This is a genomic window from Streptomyces sp. NPDC007875, from assembly GCF_042868035.1.
Taxonomy (GTDB): domain Bacteria; phylum Actinomycetota; class Actinomycetes; order Streptomycetales; family Streptomycetaceae; genus Streptomyces; species Streptomyces antimycoticus.
On record NZ_JBIADZ010000001.1, the window covers coordinates 311,336 to 332,947 of the forward strand.

The following is a 21,612-nucleotide window of genomic DNA, read 5'->3' on the forward strand; positions in this document are numbered from 1 at the left end:
TTGGAGGACCGCGTGCGCTCTCGGGACAGTTCGCACACTCCACCCCCCGCCCATCCGCCCAGATCCCCGATGCGAACGGCGCTGACCCGCGGCCGGATGCTCGCCGCCGCCTGCGTGGCGGGCGCGCTGACCGTCACCACCCTGACGGGCGTCTCGGGGGCCGCCGGGACCAAAGGGGCGCCAGAGGTCGGAACCAAGGCCGCGGCCCAGCTGGAGAGGCTGGACCGGGGGCTGGTGAGCGTGCACACCGGCAATGACAACCTGGTCAGCTGGCGCTGGCTGGCCACCGACCCGAACGATGTGACGTTCAACCTCTACCGGGGCGCCGTCAAGGTCAACTCCTCCCCCATCACCACGGCCAACTACCTCCACAAGGACGCCCCCAACAGCGCGGACTACACCGTGCGGGCCATCGTGGGCGGGGTCGAGCAGCCCGCCTCGCCGAGCGCGATGCAGTTCCGCCCGGGGTACTACGATGTGCCGATCTCACCGCCGGCGGGCGGCTCCGGCTACACCTACGAGGCCAACGACGCCTCGGTGGGCGACCTCGACGGCGACGGCGATCTGGACTTCGTCCTCAAGTGGCAGCCGACCAACGCCAAGGACAACTCGCAGTCGGGCGTCACCGGCAACACCGTCGTGGACGGCTACACCCTGCAGGGGCAGCGGCTGTGGCGGATCGACCTGGGCCGCAACATCCGCTCCGGCGCCCACTACACCCAGTTCCAGGTGTACGACTACGACGGCGACGGCCAGGCCGAGGTCGCGATGAAGACCGCGGACGGCACGGTCGACGGCACCGGCAAGACCATCGGCAGCGCCTCCGCCGACTACCGCAACTCCAGCGGCTATGTGCTCAGCGGGCCCGAATATCTGACGATGTTCAACGGGCGCACGGGCGCCGCGATGAGCACGGTGGACTACGTCCCGCCGCGCGGCACCGTCTCCTCGTGGGGCGATGACTACGGCAACCGCGTGGACCGCTTCCTGGCCGGGACGGCGTATCTCAACGGCTCCACCCCCTCGCTGATCGAGGCGCGCGGCTACTACACCCGCACGGTCATCTCCGCCTGGAGGTTCAGCGGAGGGCAGCTCACCCGTCAGTGGACATTCGACACCAACAGCTCCACCAACACCGGCAAGGGTTACGACGGCCAGGGCAACCACGCGCTGGCGACCGGGGACGTGGACGGCGACGGCAGGGACGAGATCGTCTACGGCTCGATGGCCGTGGACGACAACGGCTCGGGGCTGTGGACCAACAAGAACGGCCACGGCGACGCCGCCCACCTCGGCGACCTCGACCCCGCTCGGCCGGGCCTGGAGTACTTCAAGGTGGACGAGGACTCCTCGAAGCCGGGCTCGTACTTCGCCGACGCCCACACCGGCCAGGTGCTGTGGTCGACCGCGTCGGGCGGCGACAACGGGCGCGGCGCGGCCGACGACATCTGGGCGGGCAACGACGGCGCCGAGATGTGGTCCGCGCGGGACGACCAGATCCGCGACGAGGGCGGCGGGGCCAAGGGCCGCAAGCCCTCCTCGATCAACTTCCTGGCCTGGTGGGACGGCGATCCGGTGCGCGAGCTGCTGGACGGCACGCATATCGACAAGTACGGCACCTCCGGTGACACCCGGCTGCTCACCGGCTCCGGGGTGCACTCCAACAACGGCACCAAGGCCACCCCGTCGCTGTCCGGGGACATCCTCGGCGACTGGCGCGAGGAGGTGGTCTGGCCGACCAGCGACAACAAGGCGCTGCGGATCTACTCCACGCCGTACGAGACCGACCGGAAGATCACCACGCTGCTGCACGACCGGCAGTACCGCGAGGCGCTGGCCTGGCAGAACACGGCCTACAACCAGCCCCCGCACCCCAGCTTCTTCCTCGGCAACAAGATGGCGACCCCGCCGCGCCCGACCATCACCACCCCCTGAAACACCTCCATCACCCCCTCGCACAAGGAGATCCGACATGGCTGAACAACGCACCAGGCACCGCGCGATAGCCGGCGTCCTCGGCGCCGTCGCCCTCACCGCGGGCGCGATCACCACCGGTCTGACCCTGCCCACGGCGTCGGCCGCCACCTGGCCCACACCCAGCGGCACCCCGCAGGCGGTCTCCAAGACCATCAGCGTCAGCGGGACCACCGACGGCGGCATGAAGCGCTACTACGGCTCCGGCGACCTCGGCGGCGACGGCCAGGAGGAGGACCAGGGCCCGCTGTTCGAGCTGAAGGACGGCGCCACCCTGAAGAACGTCATCATCGGCGCCCCGGCCGCCGACGGCGTCCACTGCGAGGGCAGCTGCACCCTGCAGAACGTCTGGTGGGAGGACGTCGGCGAGGACGCCGCCACCTTCCGCGGCACCGGCAAGACGTTCAACGTGATCGGTGGCGGCGCCCGCAAGGCCGCGGACAAGATCTTCCAGTTCAACGGCGGCGGCACGCTCAACATCTCGAACTTCGCCGGCCAGGACTTCTCCACCTTCGTCCGGTCCTGCGGCAACTGCTCGTCGCAGTACAAGCGCACCATCAATGTGAGCAACACCGAGATCACCGCCCCGGGCAAGGTCATCGGCGGGATCAACACCAACTACGGCGACTCGCTGACCCTGCGCGGCATCACCATCGTCGGGGACAGCAGCAAGAAGATCGTCCCGTGCCAGAAGTACATCGGGAACAACACGGGCGACGAGCCGAGCAAGAACGGCAGCGGCCCCGACGGCACCTACTGCAAGTACAGCTCCTCCGACATCACCTACCGGTGATCGCCGGATAGGACGAACAGCACAGACAGCACACCAAGCACGGACAGCACGGACAGCACCGACCGCCGCGCGCCGTGCCTGACCCTCACAGGGACAGGCACGGCGCGTGCCCGTGCCGGACACTGGTCGGTATGGACGCACCTGCCGAGCTGGGAAGTTTTCTGCGCACCCGCCGCGCCGGGCTGCACCCCGAGGACGTCGGCCTGGTCGCGTACGGGACCCGGCGCCGGGTCCCGGGGCTGCGCCGCGAGGAGCTGGCGCAGCTGGCCGGGGTGAGCGTGGCGTACTACACCCGGCTGGAACAGGGCCAGTCCACCGGCGCCTCGGACGGGGTGCTGGACGCCATCGCCCGCGCGCTGCGGCTGAGCCCGGACGAGCGGGCGCACTTGAGCAACCTGGCCCGTCCGCCGCGCGCCGCGCGCCCTCCCGCGCCACCCGCCTGTTCCGCGCGCCCGGCGACCCGGCGGCTGATCACCGCGATGGACGGCGTGCCGGCCGTGGTCCTCGACCGCCGCTTCGACGTCCTGGCGTGGAATCCGCTGGGGCACGCGCTGATCGCCGGGCATCTGCCCGCCGACGCGCCCGAGCACCCCGCCACCCGGCCCAACACCCAACGGATGCTGTTCCTCGATCCGCATACCCGTGAGCTGTATCCGGACTGGCAGGGCGAGGCGCGGCGGGCGGTCTCCTCGCTGCGGGTGGCGGCGGGGGCGCACCCCGACGACCGGCGGCTCGCCGAGCTGATCGGCGAACTGACCATGAAGAGCGCGGAGTTCGCGGCGCTGTGGTCGCGCCATCCGGTGCGCCGGTGCGCGTTCGGCACCAAGTCCTTCCACCACCCCCTGGTGGGGTCGCTGGAGCTGGACTTCGAGATGACCCGGCTGCCGGACTCGGGGGGCCAGGGCCTGCTGATGTACGGGGCGGAGCCGGGTTCGCCGTCGGAGGCGGCGCTGCGGCTGCTGGCGCGGGAGGCCGTCACGTTTTACGCCCCCTGATGCGCCCTTGTCGGGATCTTTCCTCTCACGCGAGGCTAGGGTCCTTCTGACGGATCTCCGCGGCGTCGAGTTGGGGAGGGGATCGCTCCATGGCATGCGCATCTGCGGGCCGTCGGCGCAGGGTGGGGGCGCCGGCCGCCGTCGTCGCGGTGGTCCTGGTGGCCCTGTCGCCCACCCAGACCGTTCCCGCGCAGGGGGTCCAGGCCACGGGCGGGGTGGGGACCCAAGGCTATATCGTCGCCCTGAAGCGGGGCGCGGGAGTGCCCGCGGCGGCGTCCGGGGCGGGCCGGGCGCTGGTCGAGCGGTACGGGGCGCGGGTGCGCCGGGTCTACGGCTCCGCGCTCAACGGCTATGCGGTGCGGGCGAACGCGGCGCAGGCCGGGCGGCTGGCGGCCGATCGGCGCATCGCCTCGGTGACCCGGGACGAGCGGGTGTCCCTGCGGTGGAATCGGTTGCGGCTGCCGGCCCCGCCCCGCCGCCAGGCGCGGCCGCCGTGGGGCCTGGACCGGATCGACCAGCCGGACCGGCCGCTGGACGGGGCGTACACCGCGCCCGGCGGCGGCGGGCGCGGGACCACGATCTATGTCATCGACTCCGGGGTCCGCGCCTCCCATGAGGACTTCGGCGGCCGGGCCCGCTCCGGCTGGGACTTCGTGGACGACGATCCGGTGGCCGAGGACGGCAACGGCCATGGCACCCATGTGGCCGCCACGGCGGCGGGTACCCGCTACGGCGTGGCGAAGAAGGCCGCGATCGTGGCCGTACGGGTGCTGGACGACCGCGGCGAGGGCACCATCGCCCAGGTGCTGGCCGGTATGGACTGGGTGCTGCGACACGCCAGGCGGCCCGCGGTGGTCAATCTGAGCCTGGGCTCGGCGGCGGCCACCCCGCTCCCCGAATGGGACGCGGCGGTGCGGACGGGGATCGCCGCCGGTCTGGTCTTCACCGTGGCGGCGGGCAATCAGGACCGGCCCGCCGCCTCCTTCTCCCCGGGCCGGGTGGCGCGGGCGCTCACGGTCGGCTCGACCGACCGCGCCGACCGGCGCTCGGGCTTCTCCAACTGGGGCCCCGGAGTTGACCTGTTCGCGCCCGGAGACCGGATCGTCTCGGCGTCGAACGCGAGCGATACGGCGACCAGGACGCTGTCGGGCACCTCGATGGCCGCCCCGCATGTCGCGGGCGCCGCCGCGCTGTATCTGGCCGGCCACCGCTTCGCCACTCCGGCCCAGGTCGGCGCGGCGCTGATAGCCGGGGCGAGCAGGGGCCGGGTGCGCGGCGCGGGTGCGGGCTCGCCGAACCGTCTGCTGCGGGTGGCCAACTGACGTAGCGACAGAACGCATCGCGTGGACGGCCCCGCCCACGGGCGGGGCCGATTCATACACCCGGCGTTACGGACCGGTAGTTCACGGGAACCCGGATTGCCTCCCCGTTCCACAGGGGAAGGCTTTCCACGCGCGCCCCCCATGGCCGACCCCATCCGCCCACCAGAGTGAACGCGGACAGGAGCTGTCATGCCCGCAACCCATCGCCCGGCGGCAAAACCGATACAAAGGACAAAAGCCGCCCTAGCGTCTCCATCCGCAACGCCGTCAGGTGATCCTATGATCGGTCGCATTCCCATTCTGGATATCCGCCCGCTGATCGACTGCGGCCGCCGCCCAGCCAAGGCGGTGGTGGACGAGACCTTCGAGGTCAGCGCCACCGTGTTCCGGGAGGGCCATGACGCGGTCAACGCCAATGTGGTCCTCCGCGATCCGTCCGGGCGCTCGGGCCCCTGGACCCCGATGCGCGAACTCGCCCCCGGCACCGACCGCTGGGGCGCCGAGGTCACCCCCGGCGCGCCCGGCCGCTGGACGTACACGGTCGAGGCATGGAGCGATCCGATCGCCACCTGGCGGCACCACGCCCGGATCAAGATCCCGGCCGGGATCGACACCGATCTGGCCCTGGAGGAGGGGGCCCGGCTGCATGAGCGGGCCGCCACCGGAGTGCCCAAGAACGACGGCCGGGAAGCGGTCCTGGCGGCCGTCGACGGGCTGCGCGACGAGCGCCGCCCGGTCGCCGACCGGCTCGCCGCCGCGCTCGCGCCCGATGTGACCGAGGCCCTCGATCGCCACCCGCTGCGGGAGTTGGTCACCTCCTCGCGCCCGATGCCGCTGCAGGTGGACCGGGAGCGTGCGCTGTTCGGCTCCTGGTACGAGCTCTTCCCACGCTCGGAGGGGGCCCGGGTGACCGAGGGGCGGCGGCCGGTCAGCGGCACCCTGCGCACCGCCGCCGAGCGGCTGCCCGCCCTGGCCGCCGCGGGCTTCGACGTCGTCTATCTGCCGCCGATCCACCCCATCGGTACCGCCTTCCGCAAGGGCCCCAACAACACGCTCTCCGCCGGCCCCTTCGACGTGGGCTCCCCCTGGGCCATCGGCTCGGCCGACGGCGGCCATGACGCGATCCACCCGGACCTCGGCACCCTGGAGGACTTCGACCACTTCGTGGCGCGCGCCCGGGAGCTGCGCATGGAGGTCGCGCTGGACTTCGCGCTCCAGTGCTCCCCGGACCACCCGTGGGTCACCGAGCACCCCGAGTGGTTCCACCAGCGCGCCGACGGCACCGTCGCGTACGCCGAGAACCCGCCCAAGAAGTACCAGGACATCTATCCGATCGCCTTCGACCGGGACTTCCACGGCCTGGTCCGGGAGACCGAGCGGGTGCTGCGCTTCTGGATGGAGCACGGGGTACGGATCTTCCGGGTGGACAATCCGCACACCAAACCGGTGGTCTTCTGGGAGAAGGTGCTCGGCGACATCCACCGCACCCATCCCGATGTCCTCTTCCTCGCCGAGGCGTTCACCCGCCCGGCGATGATGAACACCCTCGGCGCGGTCGGCTTCCACCAGTCGTACACCTACTTCACCTGGCGGAACACCAAACAGGAGCTGACCGACTACCTCACCGAGCTGGCCGGGGACGCGGCCGCCTGGATGCGGCCCAACTTCTTCGTCAACACCCCCGACATCCTCCACGCCCACCTCCAGGAGGGCGGCCGCCCCGCCTTCGAGGCGCGGGCCGTGCTCGCCGCCACCCTCTCCCCCACCTGGGGCGTCTACGCGGGCTACGAACTGTGCGAGAACACCCCGGTGCGCGCGGGGAGCGAGGAGTACCTGGACTCGGAGAAGTACCAGCTGCGGCCGCGCGACTGGGCGGCGGCCGAGCGCGAGGGCAGAACGATCACCCCGCTGCTCGCCCGGCTGAACCGGCTGCGCCGCCGCCATCCCGCCCTGCGGCGGCTGCGCAACCTCAGATTCCACCACGCCGACAACGATTCCGTCATCGTCTACTCCAAGCGCGCGGGCGACTCGTGCGTGCTCACGGTCGTCAACCTGGACCCTCACCACACCCAGGAGGCGACGGTCTCGTTGAACATGCCGGAACTCGGCCTCGAGTGGCATGAGTCCGTCCCGGTGCGCGACGAGCTCACCGGCGAGACCTATCACTGGGGCAGGGACAACTACGTGCGCCTGGAGCCGGGGCGTGAGGTGGCTCCGGCACATGTGCTGTCCCTGCGACCGTCCTCACCGATCGGAGGGTCACCCACAACATGATCGTCAACGAGCCCGTACCGGACACATTCGAGGACACGCCCGCGAAGGACCGTGATCCCGACTGGTTCAAGCGCGCCGTCTTCTACGAGGTCCTGGTCCGCTCCTTCCAGGACAGCAACGGGGACGGCGTCGGCGACCTCAAGGGCCTGACGGCCAAGCTGGACTATCTGCAGTGGCTGGGCGTGGACTGCCTGTGGCTGCCGCCGTTCTTCGCCTCGCCGCTGCGCGACGGCGGCTATGACGTCTCGGACTACACCGCCGTGCTGCCGGAGTTCGGGGACCTCGCGGACTTCGTGGAGTTCGTCGACGCCGCGCATCAGCGCGGGATGCGCGTGATCATCGACTTTGTCATGAACCACACGAGCGACCAGCATCCGTGGTTCCAGGAGTCCCGCAGCGACCCGGACGGACCGTACGGCGAGTACTACGTATGGGCCGACGACGACAAGCAGTACCAGGACGCGCGGATCATCTTCGTCGACACCGAGGCGTCCAACTGGACCTTTGATCCGGTACGCAAGCAGTACTACTGGCACCGCTTCTTCTCGCACCAGCCGGACCTCAACTTCGAGAACCCGGCCGTCCAGGAGGAGGTACTGGCCGCCCTGCGCTTCTGGCTGGACCTGGGCATCGACGGATTCCGGCTCGACGCCGTCCCGTATCTGTATGCCGAGGAGGGCACGAACTGCGAGAACCTCCCGCGCACTCATGAGCTGCTCAAGCGCGTCCGGGCCGAGATCGACGCCCACTACCCCGACACCGTGCTGCTGGCCGAGGCCAATCAGTGGCCGGAGGACGTCGTCGACTACTTCGGCGACTTCACGGCGGGCGGCGACGAATGCCATATGGCCTTCCACTTCCCGGTGATGCCGCGCATCTTCATGGCGGTGCGGCGCGAGTCCCGCTATCCGGTCTCGGAGATCCTCGCCAAGACCCCGGCCATCCCCTCCGGCTGCCAGTGGGGCATCTTCCTGCGCAACCACGACGAGCTGACGCTGGAGATGGTCACCGACGAAGAGCGCGACTACATGTACGCGGAGTACGCCAAGGACCCCAGAATGCGGGCCAACATCGGCATCCGCAGACGACTGGCCCCCCTGCTGGACAACGACCGCAACCAGATCGAGCTGTTCACCGCGCTGCTGCTGTCCCTGCCCGGCTCGCCGATCCTCTACTACGGCGACGAGATCGGCATGGGCGACAACATCTGGCTCGGCGACCGCGACGCCGTGCGCACCCCCATGCAGTGGACCCCCGACCGCAACGCGGGCTTCTCCTCCTGCGATCCGGGGCGGCTGTTCCTGCCGACCATCATGGACCCGGTCTACGGCTATCAGGTCACCAATGTCGAGGCGGCCATGAGCAGCCCGTCCTCGCTGCTGCACTGGACCCGCCGGATGATCGAGATCCGGAAGCAGAACCCCGCCTTCGGGCTCGGCTCCTTCACCGAGCTGCCGTCCTCCAATCCGGCCGTCCTCGCCTTCCTGCGCGAGGCCCCCTCCACCCGGGACGGCGAGGACGACCTGGTGCTGTGCGTGAACAACTTCTCGCGCTTCGCCCAGCCCACCGAGCTGGATCTGCAGTCCTTCGCCGGCCGCCATCCGGTCGAGCTGATCGGCGGGGTCCGCTTCCCGGCCATCGGAGAGCTGCCGTATCTGCTGACCATGGCCGGCCACGGCTTCTACTGGTTCCGGCTGCGGCGCAACGAAGCGATGGGGCACTGGACCGACTGAGCCGAGGCGGAGACCGGGCCACCCGGTTTCGGCCAGGCGCGGCCCTCGCTCCGGCCCTCGCTCGTCCGTACGCGTCCATCTCGGGCGCGTACGGGCGTTTTCGACCCCCCGTCATGGGCACTCTGTACTCACATGCGCCACCGGCGGACCCGATCGCGTACACCGAGCCTCGCCGTACGGACGATCCTCGCCCGACACGTCCCGCACCGTCGCACAGTCAATGCCGCAATCCGGGACACTTTGCCCTGATCTGTCGTGTGCCCGGGGAAAGGACGCGACGCCATGCCGGAAGCTCCGCTCTCCCGGGGGGCACAACACCCGCCGCCCGCCGTACCGCGGGACCAGCCCCCGACGTCCGTCACCCGCACCGCCACGGCCGCGGGCCCGTCCGGGCTGCTCGCCTCGCTCGCGCCGCTGCTCGCCGAGTGGCTGCCCCGCCAGCGCTGGTTCGCGGGCAAGGGCCGTCCCGTCACCGGCTTCGCGCTGGTCTCCGCGGCCGAGCTGCTGCCGTCGCGGACGGGCGGCGGTATGCCCGGGCTGCTCCATCTGCTCATCCGCGCCCAGCAGCCGGAGCCGCCCGGCCACCGGCACGGCTTCGGCTGCGGCCACCGGCGTGGGGCGGCGGCCAGCGACTGCTACCAGCTCCTGCTCGGGGCGCGCCCCACCCTTCCGCCGCCGCTCGCCCCCGCGCTGATCGGCCGGCCCAGCGGCGGGCCGCTGGACGGGCAGACGGTGTACGAGGCGCTGTTCGACCCCCGGCTCACCACGCTGCTGCTGGAGCGGCTGCGGATGCCCGGGCGGCTCGGCCCGCTGCGCTTCGTACGGGAGCCGTCCAGCGCGATCCCCTCCGCGCTGCCGCCCCGGGTGATGACCGCCGAGCAGTCCAACTCCTCGGTGATCTATGGCGATACGTTTATTCTCAAACTCTTCCGCCGGGTCAGCCCCGGCACCAACCCCGACCTCGAACTCCCCCTCGCGCTCGCCCACACCGGCTGCACCCGGGTGCCCGCCCCCGCCGCCTGGTTCGAGGCCGAGCCGCCGTCCGAGGGCGCCGGGCCACCGCCGGAGCCCGTCACCCTCGGGGTGCTGCAGCCCTTCCTGACCGGCTCCCGGGACGGCTGGCAGCTCGCGCTCGACGCCCTGGCCGCCGGGGACGACTTCGCCGACGCCGCCCGCGCGCTGGGGCACGCGACCGCCGAGGTCCATCTGGCGATGGCCCGCGCCCTGCCCACCTCCGTGCTGCGCCGCCCGCAGATCGAGCATCTCGCCGCCGCCATGAGCGAACGGCTCGACTCGGCCGCCGCCGCGGTGCCCGCCCTCCAGCCGTACCGCGCCGAGCTGCACGGCGCGTACGAGGACCTGGCCGCGCTGGGGCGCGCGGGCCGCACCTGGGCGGCCCAGCGCATCCACGGCGATCTGCATCTGGGGCAGGCGCTGCTGACCGGGGACGGCGGCGGAGGAGGCGGAGGAGGTGGGCGGTGGTCGCTGATCGACTTCGAGGGCGAGCCGTCCCGTCCGCTGGCCGAGCGGCGCCGCCCGCAGCCGCCGGTGCGCGATATCGCGGGCATGCTGCGGTCCTTCGACTACGCGGCGGCCGTGGGACGCCATGAGCGCCCGCAGGAGTGGGCCGGCCGCACCCGCGCCGCGTACTGCGCGGGCTATGCGGAGGCGTCCGGCACCGATCCGCGCGCCGAGCCGGAGCTGCTGCGCGCCCATGAGACCGACAAGGCCGTCTACGAGGTGCTCTACGAGGCGCGGCACCGCCCGGACTGGCTGTCCGTCCCGATGACCGCGATCCGCCGCCTCGCCACCGCCCGCGCCTGACCCATGGGGCCAGGGACGGCCCCGGGCCCCGGCTCCCACGGACCGCCGCCCCACGGTCCCCGTCCGCATCCCCGCTTCCGACCGTCCGACGCCCGACACCTCCGGGAGGACCACCCCGTGACCGCACGACCGCCGTCCGGCCAGCACCCGTCCGACGAGGGACCGGGCCACCCACCCGCCGCCACCGGCGCCACGACCGGTCCGGCGGTCCCGGGAGTCCCCCCGACGTTCCTCCCCGGCCGCACCGGCCCCCGTCCGCGGCCCGAGCGCCCGGGCTCCGAGACCCCGGCGCGCCACAAGCCGGAGCCGGACCGGAGCCTGAGCCGCCCGGCGCCAACCGCCTCCCCCGGCCCGGTCGCCTCGGAGGCGCACCCCGCTCCGGCACAGAAGACCGCCCCTGCAGCCGGACCCCGAGAGGCGACCTCGGCAGCCGGGCAGCCACGCTCCGACCGGCGCCCGGCCCCCGAGGACGCCCCGGGGCGGGCCTCGTCCCCCCGTGAGGACCCCGCGTCCGCCGAGTCGGCGGGCATCAAGCCCGCGCCCCACGGGGAATCCCCCGACTCGGCCGCCACGACGGCGAACCGGCAGGAGGCCCTGCCCGCCGACCGCGGCCACCCCGGCCGCGAGACGCGGGTGTCCTACGGTGCCGCGCCCGTGCCCCGCGCGCCGCGCGCGGACCAGGCGCGGCACACGGAGTCCGACGGCGCGGCCGAGCCGTCGCGCGTCGCCGGGCGGCCCGTGGCCGGGGGTGGCGGGCAGGCTGACGAGGTGTACGACGAGCACGGGGTGCGGCCCGCGCCCGCGCTCGGGGCCCAGGAACGGCGGCGGCTGCTGACCGGGGCACATCACGCACCGCACGACCTGCTGGGCGCCCACCCCGTGCGCGGCGGTGTGCTCTTCCGCTGCCTGCGCCCGTACGCCCGCTCGGTGACCGTCGCGGCCGCCGGGCTGCGCGCCCGGCTGCGGGCCGAGGGGGACGGGCTGTTCTCCGGGGTGCTGCCGCTGCGGGAGATCCCGGACTACCGGCTGCTGGTGACGTACGAGGACGCCGAACTGGAGCTGCACGACCCGTACCGCTTCCTGCCCACCCTCGGCGAACTCGATCTGCACCTCATCGGCGAGGGCCGGCACGAGGAGCTGTGGCGGGCGCTCGGCGCGCATCCGCTGACCCACCAGGGCGTGTCCGGCACCCGCTTCACCGTATGGGCGCCCAATGCCCTCGGGGTGCGGCTGACCGGCGACTTCACCTACTGGGACGGCACCGCGCTGCCGATGCGCTCGCTCGGCGGCAGCGGCGTATGGGAGCTGTTCCTGCCCGGTGTCGGCGAGGGCGCGCTCTACAAGTTCGAGATCACCCGGCCCGACGGCGGCCACTCCCTGCGCGCCGACCCGATGGCGCGGCGCACCGAATGCCCGCCCGCCACCGCCTCCGTCGTCCACGCCTCGCACCACCGCTGGGGGGATGAGGCGTGGCTGGCGCGCCGGGAGGGCGGGCGCGTCCATGAGCTGCCGTTCTCCGTCTACGAGGTGCATCTGCCGTCCTGGCGGCCGGGGCTGACCTACCGGCAGCTCGCGCAGCAGCTCCCGGCATACGTCAAGGACCTCGGCTTCACCCATGTCGAGCTGATGCCGGTGGCCGAGCACCCCTTCGGCGGCTCCTGGGGCTATCAGGTCACCGGTTTCTATGCCCCCACGGCCCGGCTCGGCACCCCCGACGACTTCAAGTACCTGGTGGACGCGTTGCACCAGGCGGGCATCGGGGTGCTCGTGGACTGGGTGCCGGCGCATTTCCCCAAGGACGCCTGGGCGCTGGCCGAGTTCGACGGCCGTCCGCTGTACGAGCCCGCGGATCCGCTGCGGGCCGCGCATCCCGACTGGGGCACGCTGGAGTTCGACTACGGGCGCACGGAGGTGCGCAACTTCCTGGTGGCCAACGCCGTCTACTGGTGCGAGGAGTTCCATATCGACGGTCTGCGGGTGGACGCCGTCGCCTCCATGCTCTACCTCGATTATTCCCGCGAGCCCGGCCAGTGGACGCCCAACGCGCACGGCGGCCGGGAGAACCTGGACGCGGTCGCCTTCCTGCAGGAGATGAACGCGACCGTCTACCGCCGCTGCCCGGGTGTGATCACCATCGCCGAGGAGTCGACCGCCTGGGACGGGGTCACCCGCGCCACCCACCATGTGGGCCCCAGCGGCTTCGGCGGCCTCGGCTTCGGGCTGAAGTGGAACATGGGGTGGATGCACGACTCGCTGGCCTATCTCGCGCATGAGCCGGTGCACCGCGCCTACCACCACCATGAGATGACCTTTTCGATGGTGTACGCGTACAGCGAGAACTATGTGCTGCCGATCTCGCACGACGAGGTGGTGCACGGCAAACGGGCCCTGGTGTCGAAGATGCCCGGCGACTGGTGGCAGCAGCGCGCCAACCACCGCGCGTACCTCGGCTTCATGTGGGCCCATCCGGGCAAGCAACTGCTGTTCATGGGACAGGAGTTCGCCCAGGGCGCCGAGTGGTCGGAGGCGCACGGGCCCGACTGGTGGCTGCTGGACCCGTCGTACTCCGCCGAGCCCGACCACCGGGGCGTCCGCGATCTGGTCCGCGACCTCAACCAGGTGTACGCGGCCACGCCCGCGCTGTGGCAGCGGGACACCGACCCCGAGGGCTTCTCCTGGATCGAGGGCGATGCCCGCGAGGACAATGTCTTCGCCTTCCTCCGCTTCGACGCCGACGGCTCCCCGCTACTGGCCATCAGCAACTTCTCCCCGGTGGTCCGCCATGAGTACCGCATCGGGTCGCCGGAGGCGGTGCCGGTGTGGCGCGAGGTGCTGAACACCGACGACGGGCGGTACGGCGGCAGCGGCGTGGCCAACGCCGAGCCGCTGAAGGCCGAACCCACGGGGTGGCACGGGCGGCCCGCGAGCATCCTGCCGGTGCTGCCGCCGCTGGCCACGATCTGGCTGCGGCCCGCCTGAGCCGCACGCCGCCTGAGCCGCCCCGCCCGATCCCCACGTCCCGTCAGCCGTCGGTCCCGCCCAGCCGGGTGAGCCCGTCCCGGAGCCGCTGGGCGTCGGGGTGGCCGAGGGCGTCGAAACGGGTCAGGGCCCGCTGCCAGCTGTGGCGGGCCCCGGCCCGGTCCCCGGCGGCGAGCTGTGCGCTGCCGAGCCGGTGCAGGGACTCGGCCTCCCGCACCCGCTCACCCCGGCCGCGCCGCAGCTCCACGGCGTGCCGGTAGCAGCTGATGGCCTGCTGGTGGTCGCCGACGTGCTGATACGCGTAGCCGAGGCTGTCCCAGGCCGCGGACTCCCCACGCCTGTCCCCCGCGTCCCGCATCATGGTCAGCGCCTTCTCGCAGTGGACGAGGGTCTGCTGGAAGTCGCCCAGCATGGCGTAGGCCCAGCCGACGTTGTTCATGGCGTACGCCTCGCCGCTGCGGTGGCCCGCCGCCCGGTACAGCTTCAGGGCGCGCAGCGCGTGGTGCAGCCCCTCGTCATGGCGGCCCTCCCGCTCGCCGGCGAAGTTGAGCGCGCCATGGGCCAGGGCCTGGCCGACGGCGTTGCCGGTCTCGCGGTGCAGGTTCAGGGCGCGCACCAGATGGCCGCGGGCCCGGTCGTAGCGTCCCATCCGCAGATCGGCGAGACCCAGGCCGTAGCAGGCGTGGGCCTGGCCGGTGAGGTCGCGGATGCGGTGGGCCGAGCCCAGGGCGGTCCGGTGGACGGTGCGCTGATCGTGCCAGTGGCCGCGCTGGTCCAGGAACTCCATCAGTGACCAGGCCAGTTGCCAGGCGTGGGTCTCGAATCCGGTCTCGGCGGCCTGCTGCAGCGCCGCGATCAGCGCCGGATAGGTGAGGCCGAACCAGAGCAGTGCCTGTGCGTGCCCCGTGAACTCCCCGACGCTGACCCCGGGCCGGACCGGCTCGACCCTGATCGGCTCCCGGTGCGGGGTGAACGCCGCTCCGGCGGCCACTGCGGTGTGCAGATAGTGGTCGAGCAGCCGGTGCTGCGCGGTGTGGCGCTCGTCCTGCCCGTCGTACGCCCGGGTGAGCTCCACGGCGTAGGCGCGCAGCAGATCGTGGAAGCCGTACTGGCCGGGGGCGCGCTCGGTGATCAGATGCGCCCGGGTGAGCTGGATCAGCAGCCGGCGGGCCTGCGGGACCGGGACCCCCACCAGGCTGGCGGCGGCCGGGGCCGCGATGTCGGGGCCCGGGTGGACGCCCAGCAGCCGGAACAGCCGGGCGGCGTCGGGGCCCAGGGTGTGGTACGACCAGGAGAAGACGGCCCGGACATCGGTGGTGGCGTCCCCGCCCTCGAACGCGTCGAGGCTGCCGCGGGCGTCGCGCAGCTCCCCGGCGAGCGCCTCCAGGCCGAAGCGGGGGTGGGCGGCGGCGCGGGCGGCCACGATGGCGAGCGCGAGCGGCAGCCCGGCGCACACCGTGATCACCTCCGCCACGGCATCGGGTTCGGCGGCCACCCGCTCGGCGCCCACCCGGCTGATCAGCAGCTCGCGCGCCTCGGCGCGGTCGAGCAGATCCAGCGGCAGCGGCTGGGCCTGCTCGGCGACGACCAGGCTGGTGAGCTCGTTACGGCTGGTCAGCACCACCAGACAGCCGGGGGAACCGGGCAGCAGGGGCCGCACCTGCTCGGCGTCACGGGCATTGTCGAGCAGGATCAGCATCCGGCGGTCGGCCACCAGGCTCCGGTACAGGGCGGTCTGCGCCTCGACGGTCGCGGGGATCCGGTGGGCGGGCACCTGGAAGGCGTCCAGGAGGCCCCGTACGGCCTCGGCGACGGTCATGGCCGAGTCGGTGGGGCCGAAACCGCGCAGGTTCAGATAGAGCTGACCGTCGGGGAACCGGTCGCGGACGCGGTGGGCCCAGTGCACCGCGAGGGTCGTCTTGCCGAGGCCGCCGCTGCCCGCGATCACGGTGATCATCGCCGCCGTTGGCGCCCGTCCGCCGCCCTCGCCCGAGCCCGCGCGCAGCAGGGCGTCCAGTCCGGCCAGTTCGCGCTCACGGCCGGTGAAGTGGGCGACGTCCGAGGGGAGTTGCTGCGGTACGGCTGCGACGACGGAGATCCGCTCCGGGGCGGTGGCGGGTGCGGCGGTGGGCGGACCGGCGGCGGAGGCGGGTGTGACGGCGGGCTCGTCGCCGGGCCGGGTGACGGGCCCGGCAACGGGCTCGGACGCCTCGTCGGCGGCCGGGACGCCTTCCACGGCGGGGGGCGGGGCGGGCGCCGCGTCGGACGGCGCCGCCGCGGGAGCGCTCCCGGACGGCCCGGACGGATCCCCCGACCGGCCGTCACGGCCATCCCGGCTGTCCTCGAGCGCCTGCCGGTGCAGCCGCTGCAACTCGTCGCCGGGCTCGATACCCAGCTCCTCCACATACCTCCGGCGGGTGGAGCGGAACAGCGCGAGGGCGTCGGCCCGCCTGCCGCCGCGCCGTAGCGCCTCCATCAGCAGCGCCACCGAGCGCTCCCGCAACGGGTGTTCGGCCACCAGGGCGGACAGTTCCGTGGCGGCCTCGTGGTGCCGTCCGGAGCGCAGATCGATCGCGGCGAGCTCCTCGACCGCCGTACGCCGCTCCTCCTCCAGCCCGGCGCCCAGGGTGTCGGGAAGCCAGCCGCCCGCGACATCCGCCAGCGCGGGCCCGCGCCATAGGTGCAGCGCGGCGCGCAGCAGTTCCCCGGCCCGGTCCTCGGCGCCGTCGGCGAACCCGGCGGCCGACCCGGCGGCCCCGCTGTCCTTGGGGGCCTCCCGCGCGGCCCGCACCAGATCGCGGAACCGGTGCAGATCGACCTGCTCACGCGCGACGGTCAGGGAGTAGCCCTTCGCCGATGTCGTCAACTCGGCCCCGGGCAAGCCGGAAAGGATCCGCCGCAGCTTGGAAATCTGCACCTGTACGGCGTTTCGCGCGGACCCCGGCGGGTCCTCGCCCCATACTGCCAACACCAGCCTGTCGACGGACACCACGCGGCCGGAGGCCATCAGCAGCATCGCCAGAACAGACCGCTGCTGCGCGGCGGTCGGCCCCAGGAGACGCTCGCCCTGCCATATTCCGACCGGTCCCAACAGGCGAAACTCGGTCCCATCCACACACTGCCCCCGTTGGTACCAGAGATTTCACTGTGACCATGTGGAAGCCTACCCACGGGTTCGGGTCAGCGAGGCATCAGCGGGATATCAGCGGCTCGTAGCACCCTACGGTCATCGAGGGCCCCATGGGCACCAGAAGCTCACCCGGTCACCGCGGCGGCGGCGACCGGACCGGAAGTGTCCGGTCCGGGGCCCTCATCCACCAATGAACGGGGGACAGCATGGCAGTGAGGTGCCGAGGAGGCGGCTCATGACCACGGCTGAAGGAACACGAAGCACACCTCGGATCGGCGAGCTCGTCTACGACCTCGAACGCGAGGCCATGGGCCGCGTCGCCTACGTCGACACCGGCGGCAACATCGCCTGGGTCAAACCTCTGCACGAGGGCCCCGAATGGACGGCTCTCCCGGAACAGCTGCGCCGCGCGCCGGACGGCGAGCGATAGGGCGCCTTCGGCGCCGACAAGACCGCCGAAGAGCAGTGGCGGCGTAGCCAATGGCGGCGTCTCGCGTCTTCCAACGGGGGGAAGACGCGGGGCGCCATTCGCCGTGTGCGGGCAACGTACGCGCCCGTGAAACGCCCGCGGCCCTGCCCCGATTCAGGAGGGCAGGGCCGCGGCGCGCGCAAGGTGTCAGGCGGGCACGTGCTCCTTCGCCGTGTCACCGTCACGCCGCTCGGGGAGGGACTTGCCCTCGGCCCCGTCGGAGTCGTCGGCGGCCGGGCCGTGGCCGCCGCCGTGGCGCGCGAAGCCCTCGGCGTCGAACGGCAGCCGTCCGCCCAGGACCTCGTTCATCCGCTCCTTGTCGATCTCCTTGGTCCAGGTGCCGACCAGGACGGTCGCCACCGCGTTGCCCGCGAAGTTGGTGAGGGCGCGGGCCTCGCTCATGAAGCGGTCGATGCCGACGATGAGGCCGACGCCGTCGACCAGTTCGGGCCGGTGCGACTGCAGACCGCCCGCCAGCGTCGCCATGCCCGCGCCGGTCACACCGGCGGCGCCCTTCGACGCGACGATCATGAAGACGAGGAGGGATATCTGCTGGCCTATGGAGAGCGGGTCGCCCATGGCCTCGGCGATGAACAGCGAGGCCATCGTGAGGTAGATGGCGGTGCCGTCCAGGTTGAAGGAGTACCCGGTGGGGACGGTGATACCGGCCACCGGCTTGCTGACGCCCGCGTGCTCCATCTTCGCGATGAGCAGTGGCAGCGCCGACTCGGAGGACGACGTCGACAGGATCAGCAGGAACTCCCGCGCCAGGTACTTCAGCAGCAGGAAGATGTTCACGCCCGCGACCAGACGCAGGATCGTCCCGAGGACGAGGAAGACGAACAGCGCGCAGGTCACATAGAAGCCGATCATGATGACCGCGAGCGCCTTGAGCGCGTCCAGACCCGTCTCGCCGACCACGGCGGCGATCGCGCCGAAGGCGCCGATCGGAGCGGCCCACATGACCATCGACAGCAGCTTGAAGACGAGCTGCTGTATGTGGCCTATGCCGCGCAGCACCGGCTCGCCCGCCTTGCCCATTGCCTGGAGTGCGAAGCCCGCGAGCAGCGCCACGAACAGCGTCTGCAGCACCTCGCCGGTGGTGAAGGCGGAGACCAGCGTCTTCGGGATGATCCCGAGCAGGAAGTCCGCCGTCGACTCGGAGGCGCCCTCGGCCTGGCTCTGCCCGGCCTGGGCCGCGTCATGGCTCATGTGCAGGCCGCTGCCCGGCTCGAGGAAGTTGCCGACGACCAGGCCGATGGCGAGGGCCACGGTCGACATCACCATGAAGTAGCCGAGCGCGAGACCGCCGACCGCGCCGACCTTCGCGGCCTTGCGCACCGATCCGACCCCGAGCACGATCGTGCAGAAGATGATCGGCGAGATCAGCATCTTGATCAGGTTGACGAAGCCCTCGCCGATCGGCTTGAGCTCCACCGCCGTATCGGGGGCCGCGAAGCCCACGAGGATGCCGAGCGCCACCGCGCCGATGACGGCGAGGTAGAGGTAGTGAATCCTTTCTTTCTTCGGCTTCGTCCCGTCCGGTTCCGTACGTCCCGATGCGGGCGGCATGGTGTCCGCAGCCACGGTGCTGCCTCCTTCTGATCTGCCGTCCAACTGTCCCGGCGCTGTACTGTGTGCGGCTCGCACACCGCCTTGAACGGTCCCGGCGACTATGCCCCACGCTGTGATGGGGGTCACCCTTCCGTTCATTTCGTTCATACAAAGATGCGTGTGCAGACTGATGGCCATGCGCATCCCCCACCCGCGGAGCCTGGCGGGCCAGCTGTTCGCGATGCAGGTCGTGCTGGTCGCCGCCCTGGTGGCCGGATGCGCCGTCTTCGCCTACGTCACCGACCGCGAGCAGGCGGTGGTGGCCGCGCGGCAGCGGGCGACGGCCGCCGCGGTGGCCGTCGCCGACTCCCCGTCGGTCGCCGAGGCCGCACGGTCCAAGGACCCCACCGCCCGGCTCCAGCCGTATGCGGAGAAGGTCCGCCGGGACACCGGCGTCACCTTCGTCACGATCATGGATACCCACGGTGTGCGCTGGGCGCACCCCGATCCGCGCCAGATCGGCGCCACCTACCTCGGCCATATCAAGCCCGCGCTGCGCGGCCGGATCTTCGACGAGACGTATACGGGCACGCTCGGCTCCTCCGTGCGCGTGGTCGCCCCGGTCCGCGACGACCGCGCCGGCGGCCGGATCACCGCGCTGGTCAGCGCGGGCATCACCGTGGACACCATCAGCGCCCAGGTACGCCGCCAGCTGCTCGCGCTGCTCGGTGTGGCGGCCGCCGCGCTCGCGATCGGCGGCCTGTGCGCGTATGTCATCAACGCCCGGCTGCGCCGCCATACGCACGGCATGAACGCGGACGAGCTGAGTCGCATGCACGACTACCACCAGGCCGCGCTGCACGCCGTGCGCGAGGGGCTGCTGATGCTCGACGGCCAGCGGCGGATCGCGCTGATCAACGACGGTGGGCGGGAGCTGCTCGGCCTGCCCGAGGACTCCGTCGGCCGCTGCGTCTCCGACCTGGGCCTGCCGCCCGCGCTGACCGGCGCCCTGCTGGCCACCGAGCCGCGCGTGGACGAACTGCATCTGACCGCGGAACGGGTCGTGGTCCTCAACACCTCCCCGGTGAGCAGCGGCGAACAGCGCGGCACGGTCGTCACCCTGCGCGACCACACCGAGCTCCAGGCGCTCTCCGGCGAGCTGGACTCGGTGCGCGGCTTCGCGGAGGCGCTGCGCTCCCAGGCCCATGAGGCCGCGAATCGGCTGCATGCCGTCGTCTCACTGATCGAGCTGGGCCGGGAGGACGAGGCGGTCGACTTCGCCACCGCCGAGCTGGAGCTGGCCCAGGCGCTGACCGACCAGGTGGTGGGCGCGGTCGCCGAACCGGTGCTGGCCGCGCTGCTGCTGGGCAAGGCGGCGCAGGCCAACGAACGCGGCGTCGAGCTCGTCCTCGCCCCCGACAGCCGCATCGACGACGGCGTCCTCCCGCCCGGCCTGCCCGCCCGCGACCTGGTGACCATCCTCGGCAACCTCATCGACAACGCCACGGACGCGGCCGCGGAGGGCGTCGGCCACGGCGGGGCGCCCCGCAGCGCCCGCGTCACGGTCACCGCCCGCGCGGACGCGGGCGAGCTGACGCTGAGCGTCGCGGACACCGGCGCGGGGCTCGACCCGGCGGCGGCCGAGGAGGTCTTCCGCCGCGGCTGGAGCACGAAGTCCCCGGGCCGCGGCCTGGGCCTGGCCCTGGTCCGCCAGGCCGCCCGCCGCAACGCGGGCACGGTGGAGGTGTCGGCCGCCCCGGACGGCGGCGCCGAATTCACCATCCGCCTCCCCTTGGCAACCCCGGCCGCCACACCGTGACACGGCTCCACGCAACCCACGGGCCGACCGGCCCGCGCCCGGGGCCGAGGCGCCCCAGGCAGTGCACGGAGCAGCCCCGCCCGAACGGCCACCCGGCCCAACCACCGCATGCGAGCACGGCGCGCCGCCCCGCCGAAGCCCGCCCAGCCTGGGCGCGCCACCGGGACGGAGCCGCGGCTCCCTCGGGGCGAGCCCAGCCGGATGGCCACCCGCCCAATCCCGGCATGGCAGCACGGCGTACGGCACCCGCCGGGATGCCCCCGCCCAGCATCGGCGCGCCGCCGGGGCAGGGGGCGCGGCTCCCCCGGCGGGGCGCCCCCTGCCACCTGGCTGCCGGGCGGCCTTGTCCAGCCGCGTGCGGGCGGGACGTGGGGCGGTCAGAGCCCCGGCCGGACGGGCCCGCCCGGCCCAAACGCCGCACGGCGTACCTCCCAGCCCGGCGCCGGGAGCGGCCGGCCGGCCCTCTCGCGCGAACCGCCGCCACATCCCGCCACGGCGCGTCGACGCCCGCCGGAGGGCCGGTGCACGGCTCGGCCGCGAGCGCCTCGCCGCCCGCCACCCCACCCGCGGCCAGGGGCCACATCCAGCCGCCCGCGGGCGGGAAATCGGGGTGCCGAAGGCCCGTGGCACGGGCGGTAGGGGAATCGTCACCGTAGAGATCTGGCCACCCGCGGTTACCCTCCGTAAATTGGAGCCCTAAGCCTTCCGCGCACACCGCACCGCGCCGCGCACCGCACCGCACCCCG

Annotated in this window: 12 protein-coding genes; 10 read left to right on the forward strand and 2 right to left on the reverse strand. The window is 72.5% G+C overall.

What is annotated here, in order from left to right; genetic code table 11:
* The first annotated feature begins 69 nt into the window (after nt 1-69).
* The 8 genes from ACFYOY_RS01335 to glgB all read left to right on the forward strand — a co-directional run bounded on the left by ACFYOY_RS01335 (nt 70) and on the right by glgB (nt 13,894).
* A complete protein-coding gene (locus ACFYOY_RS01335; RefSeq protein ID WP_388584072.1) occupies nt 70-1,935 on the forward strand; it encodes a rhamnogalacturonan lyase in 1,866 nt (621 codons plus the stop codon).
* Nucleotides 1,936-1,972: 37 nt separating this feature from the next.
* On the forward strand, nt 1,973-2,767 hold the full coding sequence (locus tag ACFYOY_RS01340; protein ID WP_351880425.1) for a pectate lyase: 795 nt from the start codon (nt 1,973-1,975) through the stop codon (nt 2,765-2,767).
* A 131-nt stretch (nt 2,768-2,898) separates the two neighbouring features.
* Nucleotides 2,899-3,762, forward strand: a complete 864-nt coding sequence (locus tag ACFYOY_RS01345) for a helix-turn-helix transcriptional regulator (protein WP_351880422.1) — start codon at nt 2,899-2,901, stop codon at nt 3,760-3,762.
* Nucleotides 3,763-3,851: 89 nt separating this feature from the next.
* Nucleotides 3,852-5,084 (forward strand): S8 family peptidase, encoded by a 1,233-nt coding sequence (locus ACFYOY_RS01350; RefSeq protein WP_351880419.1) that lies wholly within the window; start codon nt 3,852-3,854, stop codon nt 5,082-5,084.
* Between the two features lie 279 nt (nt 5,085-5,363).
* Nucleotides 5,364-7,358, forward strand: coding sequence for an alpha-1,4-glucan--maltose-1-phosphate maltosyltransferase (locus ACFYOY_RS01355; protein ID WP_388584077.1), 1,995 nt, complete (start codon nt 5,364-5,366; stop codon nt 7,356-7,358).
* Nucleotides 7,355-9,091: a maltose alpha-D-glucosyltransferase gene (treS, locus tag ACFYOY_RS01360; RefSeq protein WP_059148552.1), complete on the forward strand. Its 1,737-nt coding sequence runs from the start codon at nt 7,355-7,357 to the stop codon at nt 9,089-9,091. Before ACFYOY_RS01355 ends, treS begins: the two co-directional genes overlap by 4 nt.
* Nucleotides 9,092-9,373: 282 nt before the next feature.
* Nucleotides 9,374-10,915 carry a phosphotransferase gene (locus ACFYOY_RS01365; protein ID WP_351880412.1) on the forward strand — a complete coding sequence of 514 codons (1,542 nt, stop codon included), beginning with the start codon at nt 9,374-9,376 and terminating at the stop codon, nt 10,913-10,915.
* A 117-nt stretch (nt 10,916-11,032) separates the two neighbouring features.
* A complete protein-coding gene (gene glgB / locus ACFYOY_RS01370; RefSeq protein WP_388584082.1) occupies nt 11,033-13,894 on the forward strand; it encodes a 1,4-alpha-glucan branching enzyme in 2,862 nt (953 codons plus the stop codon).
* Nucleotides 13,895-13,937: 43 nt separating this feature from the next.
* On the opposite strand, the gene ACFYOY_RS01375 is transcribed toward glgB, so the two are convergent.
* A complete protein-coding gene (locus ACFYOY_RS01375) occupies nt 13,938-17,009 on the reverse strand; it encodes a BTAD domain-containing putative transcriptional regulator (RefSeq protein ID WP_351880409.1) in 3,072 nt (1,023 codons plus the stop codon).
* A 250-nt stretch (nt 17,010-17,259) separates the two neighbouring features.
* Here ACFYOY_RS01375 and ACFYOY_RS01380 point away from each other — a divergent pair, with 250 nt between their 5' ends.
* The gene (locus tag ACFYOY_RS01380; protein ID WP_059148544.1) at nt 17,260-17,454 is read left to right on the forward strand and encodes a hypothetical protein; all 195 of its coding nucleotides are present in this window, start codon (nt 17,260-17,262) and stop codon (nt 17,452-17,454) included.
* Between the two features lie 186 nt (nt 17,455-17,640).
* On the opposite strand, the gene ACFYOY_RS01385 is transcribed toward ACFYOY_RS01380, so the two are convergent.
* Nucleotides 17,641-19,065, reverse strand: coding sequence for a cation:dicarboxylate symporter family transporter (locus ACFYOY_RS01385; protein ID WP_351881001.1), 1,425 nt, complete (start codon nt 19,063-19,065; stop codon nt 17,641-17,643).
* A gap of 178 nt (nt 19,066-19,243) precedes the next feature.
* Between ACFYOY_RS01385 and ACFYOY_RS01390 the strand changes: the two genes are divergently transcribed.
* Nucleotides 19,244-20,866, forward strand: coding sequence for a sensor histidine kinase (locus ACFYOY_RS01390; RefSeq protein WP_351880406.1), 1,623 nt, complete (start codon nt 19,244-19,246; stop codon nt 20,864-20,866).
* Nucleotides 20,867-21,612 lie beyond the last annotated feature (746 nt).

Excerpts from the sequence above, each read along its gene's own strand:
- ACFYOY_RS01335 (WP_388584072.1), top strand. The coding sequence starts at position 70 with ATGCGAACGGCGCTGACCCGCGGCCGGATGCTCGCCGCCGCCTGCGTG.
- ACFYOY_RS01340 (WP_351880425.1), top strand. The coding sequence starts at position 1,973 with ATGGCTGAACAACGCACCAGGCACCGCGCGATAGCCGGCGTCCTCGGC.
- ACFYOY_RS01345 (WP_351880422.1), top strand. The coding sequence starts at position 2,899 with ATGGACGCACCTGCCGAGCTGGGAAGTTTTCTGCGCACCCGCCGCGCC.
- ACFYOY_RS01350 (WP_351880419.1), top strand. The coding sequence starts at position 3,852 with ATGGCATGCGCATCTGCGGGCCGTCGGCGCAGGGTGGGGGCGCCGGCC.
- ACFYOY_RS01355 (WP_388584077.1), top strand. The coding sequence starts at position 5,364 with ATGATCGGTCGCATTCCCATTCTGGATATCCGCCCGCTGATCGACTGC.
- treS (WP_059148552.1), top strand. The coding sequence starts at position 7,355 with ATGATCGTCAACGAGCCCGTACCGGACACATTCGAGGACACGCCCGCG.
- ACFYOY_RS01365 (WP_351880412.1), top strand. The coding sequence starts at position 9,374 with ATGCCGGAAGCTCCGCTCTCCCGGGGGGCACAACACCCGCCGCCCGCC.
- ACFYOY_RS01380 (WP_059148544.1), top strand. The coding sequence starts at position 17,260 with ATGACCACGGCTGAAGGAACACGAAGCACACCTCGGATCGGCGAGCTC.
- ACFYOY_RS01385 (WP_351881001.1), bottom strand. The coding sequence starts at position 19,065 with ATGCCGCCCGCATCGGGACGTACGGAACCGGACGGGACGAAGCCGAAG.
- ACFYOY_RS01390 (WP_351880406.1), top strand. The coding sequence starts at position 19,244 with ATGCGCATCCCCCACCCGCGGAGCCTGGCGGGCCAGCTGTTCGCGATG.